This window comes from Curtobacterium sp. ZW137 (assembly GCF_003762905.1).
Classification (GTDB): Bacteria; Actinomycetota; Actinomycetes; order Actinomycetales; family Microbacteriaceae; genus Curtobacterium.
The window spans coordinates 414138-435887 of sequence record NZ_RJKS01000001.1; the positions used below are offsets into that span (position 1 = coordinate 414138).

Below are 21750 nucleotides of genomic sequence, written 5' to 3' on the forward strand. Positions count from 1 at the left end.
GCATGAGCGACGAGCGCATCGAGTCCCAGTGGTGGTTCAACGAGAAGACCCACGCGGTCGAGCAGGGGCCGCAGTCCCCGCAGCGTGACCGGATCGGCCCGTTCGAGACGCGGGAGGAAGCGGCCAACGCCCTCCAGCGCATCCAGGCCAACAACGAGAAGTGGGACGAGGAGGCCTAGGCGGTACCCGGGCCGGACGGGCGGTACGTGATCGGCAGGCGCCGGTCGCGACCGAAGGCCATCCCGGAGATCTTCGGTCCGATCGCGCCCTGCCGCCGCTTCCACTCCGAGCGGTCCACCAGCCGCGTGACCTCGGCGACGGTGTCCGCGTCGAACCCCGCGGCCACGATGTCGGCCGCCCCCTGCGCCTGCGTGACGTAGCGGTCCAGAATCGCGTCGAGCACCTCGTACGGCGGCAGCGTGTCCTGGTCCTCCTGCCCCTCGTGGAGTTCGGCGGACGGCGGCTTCGCGATCGAGTTCTCCGGGATCGGCTCGGTCCCGCCGCGGGCGACCGCGAGCGCGTTCCGCCACCGGGCGAGCTCCCACACCGTCGTCTTCGGGACGTCCTTGATCGGTGCGAACCCGCCGACGGAGTCCCCGTAGATCGTGGAGTACCCGACGGCGAGCTCGGTCTTGTTGCCCGTGGTGAGCACGAGGTGCCCGTCGAGGTTCGAGAGCCCCATCAGGATCAGCGCCCGCACCCGCGCCTGGATGTTCTCGGCGGCGAGGCCGGTGAGTGCCAGTTGCGCGTCGAAGGGCGCGACGAGGTCGGCGATCGGCTCGGTGCGGTACTGCAGGCCGAGCCGTGCGGCGACGTCGTCGGCGTCGGACATCGAGTGCGACGACGACCACCGCGACGGCATCGACACGCCGACGACCTGTGACGGGCCGAGTGCGTCGACCGCGATCGCGGCGCACACGGCGGAGTCGATCCCGCCGGAGAGGCCCAGGACGACCGACCGGAAGCCGTTCTTCTGCACGTAGTCGCGGGTGCCGAGCACCAGCGCGTCCCAGATCGCGGCGAGGTCGGACGGCAGGACGGCCACGTCCCGGGGGAGCGCCGGACGCCCCGCGAGCGACCCGGGCGTCGAGTTCGGGGTGTCCAGCGCGACCCGCTGCACGTGTTCGGTGACGAGGGCCTCCGAGCGGGCCGGTGCCGGGTCGACGTCCACCAGCAGCAGGTGCGTGCGGAACTGCGGTGCCCGCGCCAGGATCGTGCCCTGCTCGTCGACGACGACCGAGTCGCCGTCGAACACCAGGTCGTCCTGTCCGCCGACGATGTTGACGTAGGCGACGATCGTGTCGGACTCGGTGGCCCTGCGGGTGACGAGCGGCAGCCGGACCTCGTCCTTGTCGGCCACCCATGGCGACGCGTTCACCACGAGGAGCAGGCCGGCGTCGGTGTCGAGCACCCGGGCGACCGGGCCGCCGTCCCGCCACAGGTCCTCGCAGATGATGATCGCCACGTCGACGTCCGCGATCCGGGCGACCAGCAGGTCGGAGCCCGGGATGAACACCCGGTACTCGTCGAACACGGAGTAGTTCGGCAGGTGGTACTTCGCCGTCGTCGCCACGACGCGCCCGTGCTGCAGGATGCTCGCGCAGTTCTTCGCGATCGCGGTCGGGGCCGTGCTGACGTCGACGGCCCGCGGCTCGAACGGCCCGTCCGGGTGGCCGACGACGACGGGGACGTCGCCGAGTCCCTCGTCCGCCAGCTGCACGGCGAGCGAGGACACGGCGGCCCGTGCGGCGCGCAGGAAGGACGGACGGGACGCGAGGTCCTCGATGGGGTACCCGGAGATCGCCATCTCGCCGACGGCGACCAGGTCGGCGCCGTGTGCGGCGGCGGAGCGGACGGCGTCGAGGATCCCGGCGGCGTTCCGGTCGAAGGCGCCCACGACGGGGTTCGTCTGGGCGAGTGCCAAGCGGAGACGGGGCATGACCACTAGCCTATTGAGCACGGTCCCCGGAGGGCCGTGGTGGAACGCGGAAAGGGCGTGCATGGACAAGCAGACGGACTTCGTGCTCCGCACCATCGAAGAGCGGGGCATCAAGTTCATCCGACTCTGGTTCACGGACGTCATCGGGACCCTGAAGTCGGTGGCGATCGCCCCGGCCGAGGTCGAAGGCGCCTTCGCCGAGGGCATCGGGTTCGACGGCTCCGCGATCGAGGGACTCAGCCGCTCCTACGAAGCGGACGTGCTGGCGCACCCGGACCCCTCGACGTTCCAGATCCTGCCGTGGCGCGGTGAGATCGACCCGACCGCGCGGATGTTCTGCGACATCGCGACGCCGGACGGGCAGCCCGCCGTGGCCGACCCCCGCAACGTCCTGAAGCGCACGCTGGCCAAGGCGAGCGACCGCGGGTTCACGTTCTACACGCACCCCGAGATCGAGTTCTACCTGCTGAAGGACCGCGACTGGAAGGACGGCGGCCCGAAGCCCGTCGACCAGGCCGGCTACTTCGACAACGTCCCCGGCGGCAGCGCGCACGACTTCCGTCGCCGCGCCGTCCGGATGCTCGAGGACCTCGGCATCTCGGTGGAGTTCAGCCACCACGAAGCCGGTCCCGGCCAGAACGAGATCGACCTCCGCTACGCCGACGCGCTGACGATGGCGGACAACATCATGACGTTCCGCACCGTGGTCAAGGAAGTCGCGATCGAGCAGGGCGTCTACGCGACGTTCATGCCGAAGCCGATCTCCGGGCAGCCCGGTTCCGGCATGCACACGCACGTGTCGCTGTTCGAGGGCGACCAGAACGCCTTCTACGAGCCCGGCGGCGAGTACCAGCTCTCCCCGACGGCGAAGCACTTCATCGCCGGCCTGCTCAAGCACGCGCCGGAGATCACCGCGGTCACGAACCAGTTCGTGAACTCGTACAAGCGGCTCTGGGGTGGCGACGAGGCACCGTCCTTCGTGACGTGGGGCCACAACAACCGCTCCGCGCTCGTCCGCGTCCCGCTCTACAAGCCGAACAAGGGCCAGTCCTCGCGCGTCGAGTACCGCGGCATCGACTCCGCGGCGAACCCGTACCTCGCGTACTCGCTCATCCTCGCCGCCGGCCTCAAGGGCATCGAAGAGGGCTACGAGCTCCCCGCAGAAGCCGAGGACAACGTCTGGGGCCTCACCGACTCGGAGCGCAAGGCCCTCGGGTACGCGCAGCTCCCGGCCAGCCTCGACCACGCGCTGTCCCTGATGGAGGACTCCGAGCTCGTCGCGGAGACCCTGGGCGAGCAGGTGTTCAACTTCGTGCTCCTCAACAAGCGGCAGGAGTGGCAGCGGTACCGCGACCAGGTCACGCCGTTCGAGCTCGACACCAACCTGGGCATGCTCTAGCGCCCATGAGCAGCTCCGCGCCGGTCCCGGCCGCAGCATGACCGGCCGGACGAAGACGTCGCGGTCCGAGTTGGCTCGGCTCGGCTTCGCGGACCTCTCGGAGAGCCTGGAGCGGCTTTCCGAGCTGGAGGCCCGGTTCGGCTCCGACCTGCGGGTCACGGTGCACGAGTGGCCGGGTCTCTGGGAGTCCACGGCCGATCCCGACGGCGCACTCCGCCTGCTGGAGCGGCTCATGGAGTCGCACCAGGACGCACTGCGGCCCGTCCTCGCGGACGACGCGGCGACCGAGCGCCTGGTGCGCCTGGTCGGTGCGTCCGTGGGGCTCGGTGAGTTCTTCCAGCGTCGGCCGGCCGAGCTCGCGCTGCTGCTCGACCCGGTCACCGCACCGTGGACGCAGGCCGCCTACACGGCGTCCCTGACCGAGGCCGTCGACGGTGCGACGGGGGAGCCCGCGCGGATGCGGCTCCGGGTGCGGTACCGGCGGCACCTCGCGCAGATCGCCCTCTTCGACGTCCTGAACGTCTCGCCGACCGAGGCGTTCCCGGCCGTCGCCGCCGGGCTCGCCGACCTCGCCGGCGCCGCGCTCGACGTCGCGGTCGACGTCGCCCGGCGCGAGGTCCCGTTCCCCGCCGCCGACGTCGCGGCCACCCCGCTCGCGGTGATCGCGATGGGCAAGGCGGGTGCCCGCGAACTCAACTACGTCAGCGACGTCGACGTCATCTTCGTCACCGAACCGACCGCGGATCCGACCGACGGCGACGCTGGCGGTGGAGTGGACACCGACAAGGCCGTCCGCATCTCGACCCGGATCGCGATCGCGGCGACCCACGTCATCACCGACCTCGCGGCCGAACCCGCACTGTGGGAGGTGGACGCGAACCTCCGGCCGGAGGGCAAGGACGGTGCGCTCGTCCGGACGCTCGACTCGCACCTGGCGTACTACGAGCGCTGGGCCCGCGAGTGGGAGTTCCAGGCGCTCCTCAAGGCGCGTCCGATCGCCGGGTCGGTCGACCTCGGAGAGCGCTACGCCCTCGCGGTCGCGCCGTTCGTGTGGCGGTCCTCGAAGCGTCCGGGGTTCGTCGAGTCCGTGCAGCGGATGCGCGAGCGGGTCACGGACAACATCCCGGACGCCGAGGTCGACCGGCAGCTGAAGCTCGGCCCCGGCGGCCTCCGCGACGTCGAGTTCACGGTCCAGCTCCTGCAGCTCGTCCACGGCCAGGACGACGAGCGGGTCCGTGTGCGGTCCACGCTCGAGGCGATGGACGCCCTGACCGAGGCCGGCTACGTCGGACGCCCCGAAGCGGCACGGTTCGGTCCGGACTACGCGCTCCTCCGCGTGCTCGAGCACCGGATCCAGCTCCGGCGCCTGCAGCGCACGCACCTGATGCCCTCCGACGAGGACGAACTCCGCGTGCTCGCCCGGTCGAGCGGCCTGGCCACCTCCGCCTCGGCGCTCGAGACCCGGTGGCGCTCGGTGAAGCTCGAGGTCCGCGGGCTGCACGAGCGTCTGTTCTACCGCCCGCTGCTGTCCGCGGTCGCGGCGTCCGACGGCGACATCGTCCTCACGAGCGAGCAGGCCAGGGACCGCCTCGGCGCGATCGGCTTCGTCGACCCGGACGGCGCCCTCAGCCACATCCGCGCGCTGACGCAGGGCACCTCCCGGCGCGCGGCGATCCAGCGCAACCTGCTCCCGGTCCTCCTCCGCTGGATGGCGGAGGGGCCGGCTCCCGATCGCGCCCTCCTCGCCTTCCGCCGCCTCAGCGACACGCTGGGGGAGTCCAGCTGGTTCCTCCGGATGCTCCGGGACTCCTCGGGCGCCGCCCACAGCCTCACGACCGTGCTGTCCGAGTCGGCGTTCCTGTCCGGACTCCTGGAGCGCTTCCCCGAGGCCGTCGCCTGGCTCGACGAACCGGAGACGCTGCTGCAGCCGCGGCCGCTCGTCTCCCTGCTCTCCGAGGTCCGGGCGACCACCGGCCGCCACGGTGACGACGTCGACGCGGCAGCGAGCCTGATCCGCTCGATCCGCCGACGGGAGACCCTCCGGCTCGGCATGGCCGGGACGCTCGGGCGGCTCGACGTCGACCAGCTCGGCCCGGCGCTCAGCGACATCACCGAGGCGACGCTGACCGGCGCGCTGGCCCTCGCGCGGCGGGACGCCCCGCCGGGTCTGGAGTTCGGCATCATCGCGATGGGGCGCTACGGCGGCCGTGAGCTCGGCTTCGGCTCCGACGCCGACGTCCTCTACGTCTACCGCGCACCCGAGGACGTGGGGGAGCGCGCGCCCCGAGCCGCGCAGGGCATCGTGCGCGAACTGAACCGGATCACCGAGGACGCGATCCACCCGCTCGACCTCGACATCGACCTCCGGCCGGAGGGCAAGAACGGCCCGGTCGTCCGCACGCTCGAGTCCTACGGCGCCTACTACGCCCGCTGGTCCCTGACGTGGGAGGCCCAGGCGCTCCTCCGGGCCCGTGGCGCGGTCGGCGACGAGGCGCTGCTGCGGGACTTCGAGCACCTCGCCGACCGGACCCGTTACCCGGCGCAGATCGCCGAGCGCGAGGTCCGCGAGGTCCGCCGGATCAAGGCACGTGTGGAGTCCGAGCGGCTGCCACGCGGCGCCGATCCCGCTCGGCACCTCAAGCTCGGGCGCGGGTCACTCAGCGACGTCGAGTGGTTCGTGCAGCTCCTGCAGTTGCAGTACGCCCTGACGGTGCCGGCACTCCGGACCACCTCGACGCTCGACGCCCTCGACGGGGCCGTCGCGGAGGGCCTGGTCGCGCCCGAGGACGGCGAGCGCCTGGCCGCCGCCTGGCGGTTCGCGTCCCGCACCAGGAGCGCCCTGGTGCTCTGGTCCGGCAAGACCACCGACGTGCTGCCGGTCGACCGGATCCAGCTCGAGGGCGTCGCCCGGCTGATGGAGTACCCGCCCGGCTCCGCGACGCGCCTCGAGGAGGACTACCTCGGCGTCACCCGTCGTGCACGTCAGGTGTTCGAGCGCGAGTTCTACGGCGTCTGACCGCCCGCGCGACACGCCCGAGATGCCGATCTCGGGATGAAGGTGACATGTCGTCGAAGGTTAATTCCTCGTGTCGCGAACCGTCCCCCGGTTCGCATGGCGCTGTACCCCTCTGTCCTGTCTCGATCGCGCCGTTACCGCACCGTTACGAACCATGCGGAGAACCGCACCGACCGTGGCTCAGCGCGTGGGTGGCATGTGCCGCAACCGCAGCCTGACCAGGCGTTTCCCAGGAACGCGCACCGGGCCTCCAGGCGGTCGATCTGAGCCGATCCGCGTCGTGACGGGCATGTTGCAGTCCGCACATGTGCTGACAGCATCGGAGGGGACAGGAGTAGTGGGGCCGGAGGGGGACCACGGTGTACCCCGTAACGCAATGGAAACGCCCCCGGAAGGGGGCCACGTTGCACCGGCCGCCTCCGAGATGCATCAATGGGACCACCCGAACCGACCCCCGATTTCCCGATGAAGCGGAATCACCACCCCGAACGTTGAAGCAGGGATCGATGTTCACCTTCATTCTGCAGATCAGGCAGATGGTCGACGGGCACCCCGAGTTCTACCTGTTCACCGTGTACTCCATGGTGATCTGGTTGCTCTGGCTGCTCAAGGTCGTCCTGTCCGCCCGTTACCGCCCCTTCACCGGCACGTACACCGGGACGACGAGTGTCGTCGTCCCCGTGGTGGACGAGCCACTCGACCTCTTCCGGGACGTCATCGGCCGCATGGTCGAGCAGCGCCCCGGCGAGATCATCGTCGTCATCAACGGCGCACGCAACGAGGCCCTCGAGGAGGTCTGCGACGAGTTCGCCCCGCTCGTCCGCTGGACCCACACCCCGATCCCCGGCAAGCGCAACGCCGTCAAGGTCGGCACCGAGATGTCGAACGGTGACATCACCGTCCTCGTCGACTCGGACACCGTCTGGACGCCCGGCACGCTCGAAGAGCTGCTCCGTCCGTTCGCGGACGAGTCCGTCGGTGGCGTCACCACCCGCCAGCGCATCCTCGAGCCCACCCGCTCCTGGATCACCCGCTGGGCGGACTGGCTGGAGAACTCCCGCGCGCTGTACTCGATGCCCGCGCAGAGCGTCCTCGGCCAGATCGGTTGCCTCCCCGGTCGCACCATCGCGTTCCGGCGGAACATCCTCATGCGCGTCATGGACAAGTTCATGGGCGAGAAGTTCATGGGCGTGTTCCTCGAGGTCTCCGACGACCGCACGCTGACGAACCTGACCCTCAAGGAGGGCTACCGGACCGTCTACCAGTACACGTCGCTCGTGTACACGGATGCTCCGCTCCAGGTGAAGAAGCTGTTCAAGCAGCAGCTCCGCTGGGCCCGCGGCTCGCAGTACAACACGCTGCGCATGATGCCGTGGATGCTCGGACACGCCCCGCTGCTGGCGCTCTTCTTCATCACCGACATCATCCTGCCGTTCATGCTCTTCGGCGTGATCGCCGGTTGGATCTACCGCGCGATCACCGGCCAGGGGGAGAACCTCTACCAGGGGATCCTGCACCAGTACGGCTTCTCGACGGGCTTCGTCTACGTCGCCGGCCTGATGGTCGTGTCGAGCGTGCTCAGCATGGCGATCCGGCAGATGCGGCACCTGGCGGAGAAGCCCAGCGACTTCCTGCGCCTGCCGATGTTCATCATCGTGTCGACGTTCTTCCTGATGCCGATCCGGCTCATCGGGTTCTTCCGACTCGCCCACGCCAGCGGCTGGGGCACCCGTGCTGGTGCCTACGCCGGTGGTCCGATGGAGACCGAGCCCGCGCAGCCGCAGGCCGTCGCGACGCAGACCCCGGTCAGCCCGGTGGACCGCGCCGCGTACGCCACCGACGACGCGTACGACCAGGCCGCAGCGGACCGCGCGTTCGACGACATCTTCGGCGCGGGTGCCGGTTCCGGCCCCGGTCTGGACGTCTCGACCAACTCGACGACGACCGTCCTCGCGACCCGTCGTGAGGCGGCAGCGGCAGCGGCTGCGGCCGGTGCACCGGTCGCGACGGCCGCTGCGGCGACCGGCAAGCCGGTCAAGGTCCGTCGCTACAACCCCTACGCGGCGATCCCGTACGTGATCGGCATCGCCATCTTCGCCCTGGAGGCTCTCGCCATTGTCTGACCTCTTCCGCTCCACCAGTACGTGGTGGGCACCCTCCAGCAAGCACGCCAAGCGCACCGCGGTCGGCACGGCCGCGATCGTCCTGGCGCTCGCACTCATCACCTGGTCCGTCTGGATCTCCCCGTCGAGCCCGGTCTCCACCGCGGTCCACCACGCCCTCGGTGTGAAGACCGCGCAGGAGAAGGCGGTCGACGCGGACGCGCTGCAGCAGAAGCTCGACGCGGCCCAGCAGCAGATCTGGAAGCTCGAGGGGCAGCTCAAGTCCTCGACGGCCCAGTCCGGCTCACGTGGTGACCAGGTCGCGCAGCTCAAGGCGCAGATCGCGTCGCTGCAGTCGCAGCTCGGGTCCGCCAAGTCGGCCGCCGGTTCCGGCAAGAGCGGGACGGGAGGCTCGTCGGGCTCCGGCACGTCGGGTTCCGGTTCCTCGGGCTCGGGCTCGTCCGGCTCGGGTTCCGGCTCGTCCGGTTCCGGTTCCTCCGGGTCCGGCTCGGGTTCCAACGGCTCCGGGAACGGTGGCGGTGTCACCAACCCGAACACCGGTCCGTCCACGGATCCGTCCACGACCGACCCGGTCGCGGTGCCGACCAAGGCCGAGATCATGTCCCAGCCGACCCGCTGGTACGGGCTCTACACCGAGCAGTCGCCATTCAACTGGTCCGAGTACGACCAGGTGTCGCAGAAGGTCGGCAAGGCCACGAACATGGTCGGGTTCTTCCAGGGCTTCGACCAGGACTTCAACGCCAGCGCCGTCCAGCGTTCCTGGGCCAACGGCCGGCTGCCGATGATGACCTGGGAATCCGCCCCGGCGACGACCGGCAACGACGAGCCCTACGTGGCGGGCTACACGAACGCCGACATCATCTCCGGCAAGTTCGACGCCTACCTGACGAAGTACGCCAAGGCCCTCGCGGCCAACGGCGAGCCGATGGTGATCCGCCTCGACCACGAGATGAACGGCCAGTGGTACAACTGGTCCGAAGCCTCGAAGCAGGGCAACGCCGCCGGTTCCTACGTCGCCATGTGGAAGCACGTGCACGACGTCTTCCAGCAGAACGGCGCCAACGACTACGTGGTGTGGGACTGGTCCCCGTCGCGGATCGACAAGCTCGGCAACACGAAGTACCAGACCGTCGCGTACATGGAGAACTACTACCCGGGTGCCGAGTACGTGGACTGGGTCGGCATGAGCGGCTACTACCGCGACGCCACCGAGGCCCCCACGTTCGAGAACACCTTCGGCGCGACGCTCGCCCAGATCAGGCAGATAGCGCCGGACAAGGGCATCGTCCTCAACGAGATCGGCGCCACCGAGACCGGCGGCACCGTCTCCAACAGCCAGAAGTCGGAGTGGATCACCTCCCTCTTCGACGCCCTGGCCGAACCGGCGAACTCCGACATCATCGGCTTCGCGTACTTCAGCGAGACCGCCACCACCATCGTCGACGGTGAACGTGTCACCAACGACTGGCGGCTCACATCCCGCGCCGACAGCCTCCAGGCCTTCGTGGACGGCATCTCGCGCAACGACATCGACTACGACCTGCAGGAGGTCACCCAGTGAGTGCTCCGAAGAAGCCCCAGTCCTCGTCCACCAGCGCCGACGTCCGTCCGGCACCCGTGATCAGCGTCATCGGCACCGGCTACCTCGGCGCCACCCACGCGGCCGCCATGGCCGAGATGGGCTTCGAGACCATCGGCGTGGACGTGGACCCCGCCAAGCTCGCGGCGCTGTCCGCGGGTGAGGTCCCGTTCTACGAGCCCGGGCTGCCCGAGCTCATCACGAAGCACGTCGCGACGGGTCGGCTCCGCTTCACCGCCGACATCGCCGAGGCGGTCGCCGCCGCTGACGTGCACTTCGTCTGCGTCGGCACCCCGCAGAAGGCCGGCTCGCACGCCGCGAACCTGACCTACGTGGAGAGCGCCACCCGCGGCGTGGCCGAGAACCTCACCCACCCGGGCCTCATCGTCGGCAAGTCGACGGTGCCGGTGGGCACCGCCGCACGACTCCGTGGGATCGTCCGCGAGTTCGCGCCGGCCGGCATCAGCGCCGAGCTGATCTGGAACCCGGAGTTCCTCCGCGAGGGCAAGGCCGTCGACGACACGCTCCACCCGGACCGCCTGGTCTGGGGCGGTGCCTCCGAGGCCGCCGACGCCGTCATCCGCGAGGTCTACGCCGCCCCGATCAGCGAGGGCACCCCGGTCATCACGACGGACCTCGCCACGGCCGAGCTCGTCAAGGTGAGCGCGAACGCGTTCCTCGCGACGAAGATCTCGTTCATCAACGCGATCTCCGAGATGTGCGCGATCACCGGCGCCGACGTCACGACGCTCGCCGACGCCCTCGGGCACGACGCCCGCATCGGCCGGAAGTTCCTGAACGCCGGGCTCGGCTTCGGTGGCGGTTGCCTGCCGAAGGACATCCGCGCCCTCATGCACCGCGCGAACGAGATCGGTGCCGAGCGCGTCGTCGGCCTCATGCAGCAGGTCGACGAGATCAACATGGGCCAGCGCCAGCGGGTCATCGACATGGCGATCGAGTCCGCCGGCGGGTCCGTCCTGAACCGTCGCGTGGCGGTCATCGGCGCGGCGTTCAAGCCGCTCACCGACGACGTCCGCGACTCGCCGGCGCTCAACGTCGCCGCCGCGCTGCACCTCCGCGGCGCCCAGGTCACGCTCTGGGACCCGGAGGCGATGGACACCGCGAAGCGCTCCTTCCCGACGCTGAGCTACACCACGTCGATGACGGACGCGATCGAGGGCGCCGACATCGTGCTCGTCCTCACCGAGTGGGACGACATCATCGAGGCCGACCCGGTCGCCCTCGCGAACATCGTCGGGCGTCGAGAGGTCATCGACGCCCGCAACTGCCTCCCGGTCGAGCACTGGGTCAAGGCGGGGTGGACCGTCCGTTCCCTGGGACGTCCCACTCCGGTCACGGGTGCACCCGTGAGCGTGGCGGCAGGGATGCACGACTCGTTGGCCACGAGCCGCTAGTTCCCGCAGCAGACGGGGTCCGTGCCGGGGCGGCGCGGGCCCCGTTCGTGCGTCCGGGGATGGCGGCGCGGCGGCGCGTCGGCGTGGGCCCTTCCGTGCCCAGGGGTGGGTCGTTCCGCGCGTAGGTGGTCGAATCGCGCGTAGGTGGTCGTTTCTTTCGACTGCCGACGCGCGTTCCCGCTTTCCAGCGCGGGTGTTGTGGGTCGGATCGTGACTGCCTGGAGGCCCGGTGCAGGTCCGGCGGACCGGCACCGGGCCTCCAGGCAGATACGTCCACCACACGCGGAAGGGCCCCGCACCTGACGGTGCGGGGCCCTTCGTGTGTGCCGTGACTCAGACGCCGAAGTACAGCTCGTACTCGAACGGGTGCGGACGCTGCGCGAGCGGGAGGATCTCGTTCTCACGCTTGTAGTCGATCCAGGTCTGGATGAGGTCCTCGGTGAAGACGTTGCCCTTCACGAGGAACTCGTGGTCGGCCTCGAGCGCGTCGAGGGCCTCGTCGAGCGAACCCGGGACCTGGGGGATGCCCTTGGCCTCCTCCGGGGGGAGCTCGTAGAGGTCCTTGTCGACCGGCTCGTGCGGCTCGATGCGGTTCTGGATGCCGTCGAGACCCGCCATGAGCTGCGCCGCGAAGGCGAGGTACGGGTTGCCCGAGGCGTCCGGCGCGCGGAACTCGATGCGCTTGGCCTTCGGGTTCGTGCCGGTGATCGGGATGCGGATCGCGGCGGAGCGGTTACCGGCCGAGTAGACCAGGTTGACCGGGGCCTCGAAGCCCTTCACCAGACGGTGGTAGGAGTTGATCGAAGGGTTGGTGAAGGCGAGCAGCGCCGAGGCGTGCTTGAGGATGCCGCCGATGTACCAGCGCGCCAGGTCGGACAGGCCGCCGTAGCCGTTCTCGTCGTAGAACAGCGGCTTGCCGTCGCTCCAGAGCGACTGGTGGGTGTGCATGCCCGAGCCGTTGTCGCCGAAGAGCGGCTTCGGCATGAACGTGGCGACCTTGCCCCACTGGTCCGCGGTGTTCTTGACGATGTACTTGAACTTCAGGATGTCGTCCGCGGCGTGGACCATCGTGTCGAACTTGTAGTTGATCTCCTGCTGGCCGCCGGTGCCCACCTCGTGGTGCGAGCGCTCGAGCTCGAAGCCCGCCTCGATCAGCTTCAGGGTGATGTCGTCGCGGAGGTCGGCGGTCTTGTCGACCGGCGACACGGGGAAGTAGCCGCCCTTGTACGGGGTCTTGTTGGCGAGGTTGCCGCCCTCTTCTTCGCGACCGGTGTTCCAGGCGCCCTCTTCGGAGTCGACCGAGTAGAAGGACTTGTTCTGGGTGACCGAGTAGCGGACGTCGTCGAAGATGTAGAACTCGGCCTCGGGGGCGAAGAACGCGGTGTCCGCGATGCCCGTCGACGCGAGGTACTTCTCCGCCTTCTTGGCGACCTGGCGCGGGTCGCGGCCGTAGATCTCGCCGTTCCGCGGGTTGTAGATGTCGAAGATCATGATCAGCGTGCGCTCGGCGCGGAACTGGTCGATGTACGCCGTCGTCACGTCAGGGATGAGCTGCATGTCGGACTCGTGGATCGACGCGAAGCCGCGGATCGAGGAGCCGTCGAAGAGCTGACCGACCGAGAAGAAGTCCTCGTCGACCGTGGAAGCCGGGATGTTGAAGTGCTGCTGAACGCCCGGCAGGTCGGTGAAGCGGATGTCGAGGAACTTGACGTCCGTGTCCTTGATGAAGGCCAGGACCTCGGAGGAATCGCTGAACATGTGTGTCGATCTCCTGGGGGTTGGGTGATGTGGAGGTGCCGCGGGTGCACCCTCCGACGAGGCTATTGACCCGGGGTTTCCCGGACGTGACTGGGTTGTTTCGGGCGTGTTACGTGGTGCGCGGTCGCCTACCCTGGAGACATGGCCCGCTCCAACCCGTCCCCGTCCGCCGCTGCTCCCGGTGCGGGGGACTGGCCCGGCAAGGTCCTCGGTCTGCCGGAGTCCGGCCCGCGGTCGATGAGCGGCTTCGGGCGTCGTCTCGGCGGCCTCGCGATCGACTGGGCGCTCGCGTCAGTGATCTCGCTGGTGATCGGCACCTACGGCGCGGCGGGCAACTTCGTGACCCTCGGGATCTTCGCCGTGTTGCAGGTGGTGTTCATCGCCCTGCTGTCCGGGTCGTTCGGGCACGTGTGTGTCGGACTCCGCGTGGTGCCCGTCCGCGGGGGATACGTCGGGGTGTGGCGGCCGGCGCTCCGCACGGTGCTGCTCTGCCTCGTCATCCCGGTCCTCATCCACGCGAAGGACGGTCGGCCGCTGCACGACGCCGCCGCGGGCACGGTGCTCGTCCGGCGCTGAGGCGAGCGTGGCGCGGTGCTGCGCGCCGCCCGGCGCCGCCCGGTGCGCCGGGCGCCCGGCGCCGCCCGGGCGCGGCGGGCACCGCCCGGTGCCGCAGTGTGCGACGTCCCGGACGCTGTGCGAGGCTCCGGCGCTCGCACCGTGTCCGGAAGCCCGAACACTGGCGACCCGTCGCAGCGCGAGCGCAGCGCCAGCGCCGGTGCAGCGCCGGACGCACGAACGCCCCCGACCGGAGCGGTCGGGGGCGTTCGGGAAGCGCGGATCAGCGCGGGCGACCGGCACGGACCCGCGTGGGGTCGATGCCCTTCGGGATCGCGGACGCCGGGTTCTGGGTGAGGGAGTCGAGACGGTTGGCGACCGCCAGGACCTCGTTGCGGTTGAGCGACTTCTTGAACTTGTTCATCGCACGGGGCAGCTTGTGCAGCGTCACCGCGTCCGCGCCGTCACCCACGTGCACGACGTGCACGGGGACGTTCGGGACGATGCGCTGGACCTTGCGGCGCTCTTCGTCCACCTGGCGGGTGAGGTTGCCGAGCTGACCCTCGGTGATGAGCACGACGCCGGGGGTGCCGACCGCGCGGTAGACAGCAGCCTGCGAGCGACCGTGCACCGCGACCGGCATCTCGCTCGAGCGCCACTGGCGACGGAGCGAGTTCGTCAGCACGGCACCGACGGCACCGGGCTGGCCCTCGATCTGCGAGTAGGCGGCACGCTCCGCGAGACGACCGAGCACGATCAGGAAGAGCAGCACACCGAGCAGGACGCCGGCGACGATCCAGAGGACGACCGCGAGCCAGTTCTGTTCCGGCAGCAGGAGTGCGAGCAGCACGCCGAGGACGACCGGGACGAGGAACGCGGCGGCGAACCACCAGATCGACGTCGGGTCGGCCCGACGGGTCATCTGGAAGACCTGGAACATCTGCTTGAGACGCCCGGGCTCCTTCGCCTTCGTGTCGGTCGTAGTGCTGCGTGCCATGGACCCAGGATACGGCCTGACGGCCCCGCCGTGGACCGTCGATGATCCGGCTGTGGGCGAACGGAGTTCTCCACAGGTCGACACGACCGGACGGGAGGCTCGCCCCGCCTCCGTCAGGCTCCTCACCATGGACACGATCACCCTCCAGAGCCACTGGACCGGACCCGACACGGGTCCCTTCGCCACGTGGGTCGCCGACCGCGCCGCGGCCGACCAGACGCACTGCGTGCGCATCGACGCGGTCGGGCGCGACCCGGCTGGCCGCCTGGCCGTGCGAACTGAAGCGCTGCACGGTGCGCGCCTCCCGGACGCGCTCGACCGGATCGGCAGCCCGACCGTCGGGGTGGCGGTGACGCTCACGGTGCCGCTGCTGCTCCTCGCGGCGGACGCCCGGTCCGGGGCCGTGGTGCTCGGGGATGCCCGGGCGGACGACGTCCTCGTCGACGACGCCGGCGTGACGGTGCTGGCGGACCACCCGCCAGGTGCCGACCCGCCCGGCACTGACCTGCCCGGCGCTGATTCGCCCGGCAAGGACTTGCCCGGCACTGATTCGCCCGGCATCGGCTCGCCCGGTACTGCCCCGGACCGCACCGACGTGCCTGGACTCGCCCGTTCGCCGTCCGTCACCGGGCCGCCGCCCGGGGAGCCATCCGGCGTCGGGCGTGTGGGTCGGGCCGCGGTGGCTGCACGGACGTCGGAGTTGCCGGGGCCGACCGCAGTGCTGCACGCCGTCCGTGCGGTGTGGGAGCGCGTCGACCCACGGGAACCGTGTCGAGCGGTCGTGGACACCGCCGTCGCCGAGGCGCTGGGCGGTGGCGTCGACGAGGTCCTCCGGCTGCTCGACGTCGTCCGGGCCACCGCGCCGCCGCGGCCCGTCCGCTGGGATCCGCCGCCCGACGACTTCCTCTTCGTGGACACCGTCGAGGCCGCTCCCGACGACACCGGCGTGGTGCGCTGGACCCGACGGTTCGTCGAGCGCGGCGTGACGCTGCCTGGTGGTCGCACCGTTCCGGCGCGCCGGGTCGTCGTCGGAGGGGTGGTGGTGGCCGGTCTCGCCGCGGCGGCCGTCATCACGCTCGGCGGCGCACCGCCCTGACCTCGCGCTCGCCCGGGCGGCCCCGGGAACGCCAACGGCCCCGGCTCCCACGAGGGGAACCGGGGCCGTCGATCCGATCAGCAGATCAGCTGGTCCGGACGAACCGCGGGTCAGTACCCGAGGTTCGGTCCGAAGTTGCCCTCTTCCAGACGGTTCTTCACCGCGACGAGGTAGCGGGAAGCGTCCGCGCCGTCGATGATCCGGTGGTCGTAGGACAGCGCCAGGTACACGAACGAACGGATCGCGATGGCTTCCTGGCCGTCGACCTTCACGACCGCCGGACGCTTCGTCACGATGCCCGTGCCGAGGATCGCCGACTGGGGCAGGAACACGACGGGGGTGTCGAACAGTGCGCCACGCGAACCGGTGTTGGTCAGCGTGAACGTGCCGCCGGCGAGCTCGTCGGGCTTGAGCTGGTTGTTGCGGGTGCGCTCGGCGAGGTCGGCGATCGACTTCGAGAACTGCGCGAGGTCGAGCGACGCCGCGTCCTTGATCACCGGGGTGAGCAGGCCGCGCTCGGTGTCGACGGCGATCGAGACGTTCTCGGTCTCCGGGTAGACGATCTCCTCGCCTTCCACGGTCGAGTTGATCTTCGGGTGCGCCTTGAGTGCCTCCGACGCCGCGAGGGCGAAGAACGGCATGAAGGAGAGCTTCGAGCCGGTCTTCTCGAGGAACTCGGCCTTGTGCGCGTCGCGGAACTGCGCGACCTTCGTGACGTCCACCTCGACGACGCTGGTGAGCTGCGCGGTCGACGTCATCGACTGCACGGCACGCTCGGCGACGACCTTGCGGAGGCGGGTCATCTTCTCGCGGGTGCCACGGAGCGGCGAGACCTCGGCGACGAACGGGCCGGACGCAGCCGGCGTGCCCTGGGCCGAGCCACCGGCTGCCGGAGCGGCCGTGACGGCGGCGAGCACGTCCTCCTTGCGGATGCGCCCACCGACACCGGTGCCGGTGACGGTCGACAGGTCCACGCCCTGCTCGTTCGCGAGCTTGCGGACGAGCGGGGTGACGTAGCCGGAGGCTGCACCGGTCTGGGTCGGGTTCGGGACCTCGGCCGACGCGGTCGGAGCGCTGGAGACCGACGCGGCCGGGGCCGGGACGGCTGCCGGGGGAGCCGGGGCCGCTGCGGGCGGCGGGACCGGGGCGGCCTGCGGGACCGGCGCGGCCGCGGGCGGCGCTGCCGGGGCGGCGGGAGCCGCGGGCTGCGTCTGACCGGCGGGTGCCGGCTCGGCCTGTGCCGGCTGCGGGGCGGGGGTCTCGGACTCCTGCTCGGTGCTCGGAGCGGCTTCGGGCTCTTCGGCGTCGGCGGCGGCCTCGTTGGAGGAGTCGGCCGAGGCGTCACCGGAGTCCGCAGCTGCGGAGTCCCCGGAGTCCGACGAACCGGAGCCGTTGCCGTCGCCGATCTTCACCAGCGCGATGCCGACCTCGACGGTCTCGTCTTCCTGGACGAGGATCTCCTCGACGACGCCGGCGATCGGCGACGGGATCTCGGTGTCGACCTTGTCGGTCGAGACCTCGAGCAGCGGCTCGTCGACCTCGACCCGGTCACCGACGTTCTTCAGCCATCGGGTCACCGTGCCCTCGGTGACGCTCTCGCCGAGCGCCGGGAGGTTGACGGATTCGCTCATCGGGGGGACTCCTCTTCGCAGGGGTTGTGCTTGGTTGATGATGTCTGGGTCACGGTGCGGCTGCTCACAGCGCGTGCAGCGGCTTGCCCGCGAGGTGGAGGAACGCTTCGCCGAGCGCTTCGTTCTGCGTCGGGTGCGCGTGGATCAGCGGCGCGACGTCCTCGGGGTGGGCTTCCCAGTTCACGGCGAGCTGGGCTTCACCGATGAGCTCGCCGACACGGGCACCGATCATGCTGACGCCGACGACCGGGCCGTCGATGACGCGGACGACCTTGATCGAGCCGGACGTGCCGATGATGTGGCTCTTGCCGTTGCCGGCGAGGTTGTACTCGTACGAGTCCACCTTGTCGGCGCCGTACTCGGCTTCGGCCTTGGCCTGCGAGAGGCCGACCGAGGCGACCTCGGGGTCGGAGTACGTGATCTTCGGGATGTTCTTGTCCTCGATGATCACCGGGTTGAGACCGGCGATCTCCTCGGCGACGAAGATGCCCTGCTGGAAGCCGCGGTGCGCGAGCTGCAGGCCGGGGACGATGTCGCCGACGGCGTAGACGTTCGGGAGGTTCGTGGCGAGGCGCTCGTTCGTGATGACGAAGCCGCGGTCCATGGTGACGCCGACCTCGTCGAAGCCGACGTTCTGCGTGACCGGGCCACGACCGACGGCGACCAGCAGGACGTCGCCGTCGAAGGTCTTGCCGTCCTCGAGCGTCACGACGACGCCGTTCTCGTGCTGCTCGACGCCCTGGAAGCGCACGCCGAGCGAGAACTCGATGCCGCGCTTGCGGAAGGCGCGCTCGAGCTGCTTCGACATCGACTCGTCCTCGGCGGGGATGAGGTGCGGGAGCGCTTCGACGATGGTGACCTCGGCGCCGAAGGACTTCCAGACGCTGGCGAACTCGACGCCGATGACGCCGCCGCCGAGGATGACGACCTTGTTCGGGACGTAGTCCATGCGGAGCGCGGTCTCGGAGGTGATCACGCGGCCGCCGATCTCGAGGCCCGGGAGGGACTTCGAGTAGGAGCCGGTCGCGAGCACGACGTTCTTGCCGACGATGTTCTGGTCGCCGACCTGCACGGTGTTCTGCGAGGTGAGGCGGCCCCAGCCCTCGACCACGGTGATGCCGCGGGCCTTGATGAGCCCCTGGAGGCCCTTGTACTTGGAGTTGATGACGCCCTGCTGGTACTCGATGACCTTCGGGACCTCGACGCCGGCGAACTCGGCGATGACGCCGTACTTCTCGGCGTCGCGGGTGCCGTCGGCGATCTCGGCAGCGTGGAGGAGTGCCTTCGTCGGGATGCAGCCGCGGTGCAGGCAGGTCCCTCCGAGCTTGTCGCCCTCGATGAGCGCGACGCTCATCCCGAGCTCGGCCGCCCGCAGCGCTGCGGCGTACCCGCCGCTACCGCCACCGAGGACCACGACGTCGTAAGTCTGTTCCGTCACCTGGTGCAACTCCCTCGTGCATGTCGGGGCCGATCGGGCCCGCACTTGGACACCACCGACGCGGCGTCCGACGGTCGGACCGCATGGTTCCGGTCCCGTCCCGTTCGTTCCGGCGGGTGGCGCTGGAAAGGCCGCCCCGCCGGAACCAAACCTACTACTTGGACTGGAGCTCTTCTGCGAGCGCGATGAGTGTCCGGACCATGACGCCGGTGGCGCCCTTGCCGAGCCACCCGTAGCCGCCGCCCTTGTTCTCCGACGGGCCCGCGATGTCGAGGTGCGCCCACGGGATGCCCTCGCCCACGAAGCGCTGGAGGAACTTGCCCGCGAGGAGCATGCCGCCGGCGGGGTTGCCGACCGTGGCGTTCACCATGTCGGCGACCTCGCTGGCGAGTCGGGCGTCGAGTTCCTCGGGGAGGGGCATCGGCCAGATCGGCTCGGCGACGGACTCGGCGACGGCGCGGAGCTGCGCGACGAGGTCGTCGGTGCCCATCAGGCCGGTGGTGCGGTCGCCGAGGGCGACGACCTGCGCGCCGGTGAGGGTCGCGATGTCGACGACGGCGTCGGGCTGCTCGAGCGAGGCGGCGACGAGGCCGTCCCCGAGGACGAGGCGGCCCTCGGCGTCGGTGTTCGTGACCTCGACGGTCTTGCCGTTCTTCAGCGTGAGGACGTCGCCGGGGCGCGTGGCCGAACCGGACGGCATGTTCTCGGCGAGGCAGAGCCACGCGGTGACCTTGACGTCGAGTCCGAGCCGGGCGGCGGCGACGGTCGCGGCGAGGACGGTGGCGGCGCCGGTCATGTCGGTCTTCATGCCGAGCATCGAACCGGCGGGCTTCAGCGAGAGGCCGCCCGAGTCGAACGTGATGCCCTTGCCGACGAGCGCGAGGTGCTTCGACGCGGACTCCGGCGCGTACCGGACGACGACGAGCCGCGGCGGGCGGACCGACCCGACACCGACGCCGAGGATGCCGCCGAAGCCCTGCTCCTCGAGCGCGGTCTCGTCGAGGACCTCGACGGTGAGGGGGAGCCCCTCGGTGAAGCCGGACGCGACCTCGGCGACGTCGGACGGGCCGAGGTCGCCCGCGGCGGTGTTCACCAGGTCGCGGACGAGCGCGGTGGCGTCGGCGACGGCAGCCGGCCGAGCCGTGACGTCGGCGCCGGACGCGCCGGCGACGGCGGCGGACGGCGCGAGGACGGTGATCGTCTGCGCGCCGCGGGTCGGGCCGGTGGTGCCGGCGCCCTTGTGCCGGGTGAAGGCGTACGCACCGAGCGCAGCGCCCTCGAGCGCGGCGTCGACGAGCTCGGTCGAGTCGGTCGGCAGTGCGAGCACGATCGACGCGGCCTGGGGGAGCTGCCGGACGGCGCTGCCGGCGGCGGAGCGCACGGCGGCGACGTCGGACGACGAAGCCGAAGCAGACGACGAAGACCCGAGCCCGATCAGGGCGATGCTCGATGCCGACACGTCGGTCGCGGGGAGCCGGACGAGCTGGTCCTTCGCACCGGTCACGCCGATGGCGGCGAGGTCGAGTCCCTCGAGCGCGGGGACGGCACCGGTCGCGCCGGCGACCACGGTCGCGGGGGCGTCGCCGGCACCCGGCCGGACACCGAGCACGAGCACGTCGGCGGAGATCGAGGAGGGGGATGAACTGTCGGTGGAGAGCGTCGGTCGGACCATGCTCCAACCCTATCCACGCGGTGTTCGCTGTCGGCGTGGGCTGCGCGGCAGGTGTGGGAGAACCGCCCGCCTAGCATGGTGACGGTGAACCACCCCGAGGAGCTCTACACGTTCGACGAGTCCGCCCCGACGGTGCCGGCCGGCCTGCACCTGGTCGCCGGGCTGACCGGGTTCGCGGACGCGGGGTCCGCGGTGGCGCAGGTCACGACCTCGATCCTCGAGCGGCTCGAGACCCGTCTCGTCGCCGAGTTCGACCCCGACGTCCTGTTGGACTGGCGCGCCCGCCGCCCGGTGATCACCTTCGAGCACGACCACATCACGGACATCGAGCCGCCGCGCCTCGCGCTGCACCTGGTCCGCGACGAGATCGGTCAGCCCTTCCTCTTCCTCTCCGGGTACGAGCCGGACTTCCAGTGGAACCGCTTCGTCCGCGCCGTCACCGACCTCGCGGCGCAGCTGCAGGTCGTCGACACCACGTGGGTGCAGTCGATCCCGATGCCCGTCCCGCACACCCGCCCGATCAGCCTGACCGTGTCGGGGACCCGCGCGGACCTCGTCGAGTCGATGAGCGTCTGGAAGCCGGAGACCCAGGCGCCCGCGAACGTGCTGCACCTGGTCGAGCACCGGCTCAGCGAGCTCGACCAGCAGGTCACGGGCCTGGTGCTCCTCGTCCCGCACTACCTCTCCGACACCGAGTTCCCGGACGCCGCGGTCGCCGCGCTCTCCGGCATCTCCGCGTCCACCGGCCTGATCTTCCCGACCGACGCCCTCCGTGAAGAGGGGCGCGAGTTCATCGCCCGCGTCGACGAGCAGGTGGCGGGCAACGGCGAGCTGCAGCGGCTGGTGTCCGCGCTCGAGGAGCGCCACGACACCTACATGGAGGGCAACCCGATCGCGTCGCCGCTCACGGGGGTGGACGGCGAGGTGCCGACCGCCGACGCGATCGCCGACGAACTCGAGCGCTTCCTGGCAGACCGTCGCGTCGACGGCGACGCAACCGACGACTGAGACCGGAGCACCTCCGGTCCGCACCGGACGTCGCGGTCACGCACCGGACCTCCAGATCGGTCTGGAGGCTGTGCACACGGCCGCGCGCACCTCGCGTTCTCCACAGCCCGTCCTGGCGGCGGGG

At 70.5% G+C, this 21750-nt stretch carries 15 protein-coding genes; 9 read left to right on the top strand and 6 right to left on the bottom strand.

What is annotated here, in order from left to right; translation table 11 throughout:
* Positions 1 to 2 precede the first annotated feature (2 nt).
* Positions 3 to 179, top strand: coding sequence for an SPOR domain-containing protein (locus EDF55_RS01895; protein WP_123653242.1), 177 nt, complete (start codon positions 3 to 5; stop codon positions 177 to 179).
* Here the strand turns inward: EDF55_RS01895 and EDF55_RS01900 are convergent.
* Positions 176 to 1939 carry an NAD+ synthase gene (locus tag EDF55_RS01900; RefSeq protein ID WP_123653243.1) on the bottom strand — a complete coding sequence of 588 codons (1764 nt, stop codon included), beginning with the start codon at positions 1937 to 1939 and terminating at the stop codon, positions 176 to 178. The genes EDF55_RS01895 and EDF55_RS01900 overlap by 4 nt on opposite strands.
* Positions 1940 to 2000: 61 nt before the next feature.
* Between EDF55_RS01900 and glnA (EDF55_RS01905) the strand changes: the two genes are divergently transcribed.
* The 5 genes from glnA (EDF55_RS01905) (at position 2001) to EDF55_RS01925 (ending at position 11471) form a co-directional block, all read left to right on the top strand.
* A complete protein-coding gene (glnA, locus tag EDF55_RS01905; RefSeq protein WP_123653244.1) occupies positions 2001 to 3338 on the top strand; it encodes a type I glutamate--ammonia ligase in 1338 nt (445 codons plus the stop codon).
* Between the two features lie 37 nt (positions 3339 to 3375).
* The gene (locus EDF55_RS01910) at positions 3376 to 6354 is read left to right on the top strand and encodes a bifunctional [glutamine synthetase] adenylyltransferase/[glutamine synthetase]-adenylyl-L-tyrosine phosphorylase (protein ID WP_123653245.1); all 2979 of its coding nucleotides are present in this window, start codon (positions 3376 to 3378) and stop codon (positions 6352 to 6354) included.
* Between the two features lie 506 nt (positions 6355 to 6860).
* On the top strand, positions 6861 to 8477 hold the full coding sequence (locus EDF55_RS01915; protein ID WP_123653246.1) for a glycosyltransferase family 2 protein: 1617 nt from the start codon (positions 6861 to 6863) through the stop codon (positions 8475 to 8477).
* On the top strand, positions 8470 to 10038 hold the full coding sequence (locus EDF55_RS01920; protein WP_123653247.1) for a glycoside hydrolase family 26 protein: 1569 nt from the start codon (positions 8470 to 8472) through the stop codon (positions 10036 to 10038). Before EDF55_RS01915 ends, EDF55_RS01920 begins: the two co-directional genes overlap by 8 nt.
* A complete protein-coding gene (locus EDF55_RS01925; protein WP_260235714.1) occupies positions 10035 to 11471 on the top strand; it encodes a UDP-glucose/GDP-mannose dehydrogenase family protein in 1437 nt (478 codons plus the stop codon). Before EDF55_RS01920 ends, EDF55_RS01925 begins: the two co-directional genes overlap by 4 nt.
* A gap of 333 nt (positions 11472 to 11804) precedes the next feature.
* On the opposite strand, the gene glnA (EDF55_RS01930) is transcribed toward EDF55_RS01925, so the two are convergent.
* Entirely contained in the window at positions 11805 to 13229 is a 1425-nt protein-coding gene (gene glnA / locus EDF55_RS01930) for a type I glutamate--ammonia ligase (RefSeq protein WP_123653248.1), read from the bottom strand.
* A gap of 141 nt (positions 13230 to 13370) precedes the next feature.
* Between glnA (EDF55_RS01930) and EDF55_RS01935 the strand changes: the two genes are divergently transcribed.
* Positions 13371 to 13805, top strand: coding sequence for an RDD family protein (locus EDF55_RS01935; RefSeq protein WP_123653249.1), 435 nt, complete (start codon positions 13371 to 13373; stop codon positions 13803 to 13805).
* A 262-nt stretch (positions 13806 to 14067) separates the two neighbouring features.
* Here the strand turns inward: EDF55_RS01935 and EDF55_RS01940 are convergent, their stop codons facing one another.
* Positions 14068 to 14781 (bottom strand): DUF4191 family protein, encoded by a 714-nt coding sequence (locus EDF55_RS01940; protein WP_123653250.1) that lies wholly within the window; start codon positions 14779 to 14781, stop codon positions 14068 to 14070.
* A gap of 127 nt (positions 14782 to 14908) precedes the next feature.
* Between EDF55_RS01940 and EDF55_RS01945 the strand changes: the two genes are divergently transcribed.
* A complete protein-coding gene (locus EDF55_RS01945; RefSeq protein WP_123653251.1) occupies positions 14909 to 15877 on the top strand; it encodes a hypothetical protein in 969 nt (322 codons plus the stop codon).
* Between the two features lie 110 nt (positions 15878 to 15987).
* On the opposite strand, the gene sucB is transcribed toward EDF55_RS01945, so the two are convergent.
* The 3 genes from sucB to EDF55_RS01960 all read right to left on the bottom strand — a co-directional run bounded on the left by sucB (position 15988) and on the right by EDF55_RS01960 (position 20618).
* Positions 15988 to 17508 carry a 2-oxoglutarate dehydrogenase, E2 component, dihydrolipoamide succinyltransferase gene (gene sucB, locus EDF55_RS01950; protein ID WP_123653252.1) on the bottom strand — a complete coding sequence of 507 codons (1521 nt, stop codon included), beginning with the start codon at positions 17506 to 17508 and terminating at the stop codon, positions 15988 to 15990.
* A 64-nt stretch (positions 17509 to 17572) separates the two neighbouring features.
* The gene (gene lpdA / locus EDF55_RS01955) at positions 17573 to 18946 is read right to left on the bottom strand and encodes a dihydrolipoyl dehydrogenase (protein WP_123653253.1); all 1374 of its coding nucleotides are present in this window, start codon (positions 18944 to 18946) and stop codon (positions 17573 to 17575) included.
* A gap of 154 nt (positions 18947 to 19100) precedes the next feature.
* Positions 19101 to 20618 (bottom strand): leucyl aminopeptidase, encoded by a 1518-nt coding sequence (locus EDF55_RS01960; protein WP_123653254.1) that lies wholly within the window; start codon positions 20616 to 20618, stop codon positions 19101 to 19103.
* A 75-nt stretch (positions 20619 to 20693) separates the two neighbouring features.
* Between EDF55_RS01960 and EDF55_RS01965 the strand changes: the two genes are divergently transcribed.
* Positions 20694 to 21626 carry a proteasome assembly chaperone family protein gene (locus EDF55_RS01965; protein ID WP_123653255.1) on the top strand — a complete coding sequence of 311 codons (933 nt, stop codon included), beginning with the start codon at positions 20694 to 20696 and terminating at the stop codon, positions 21624 to 21626.
* Positions 21627 to 21750 lie beyond the last annotated feature (124 nt).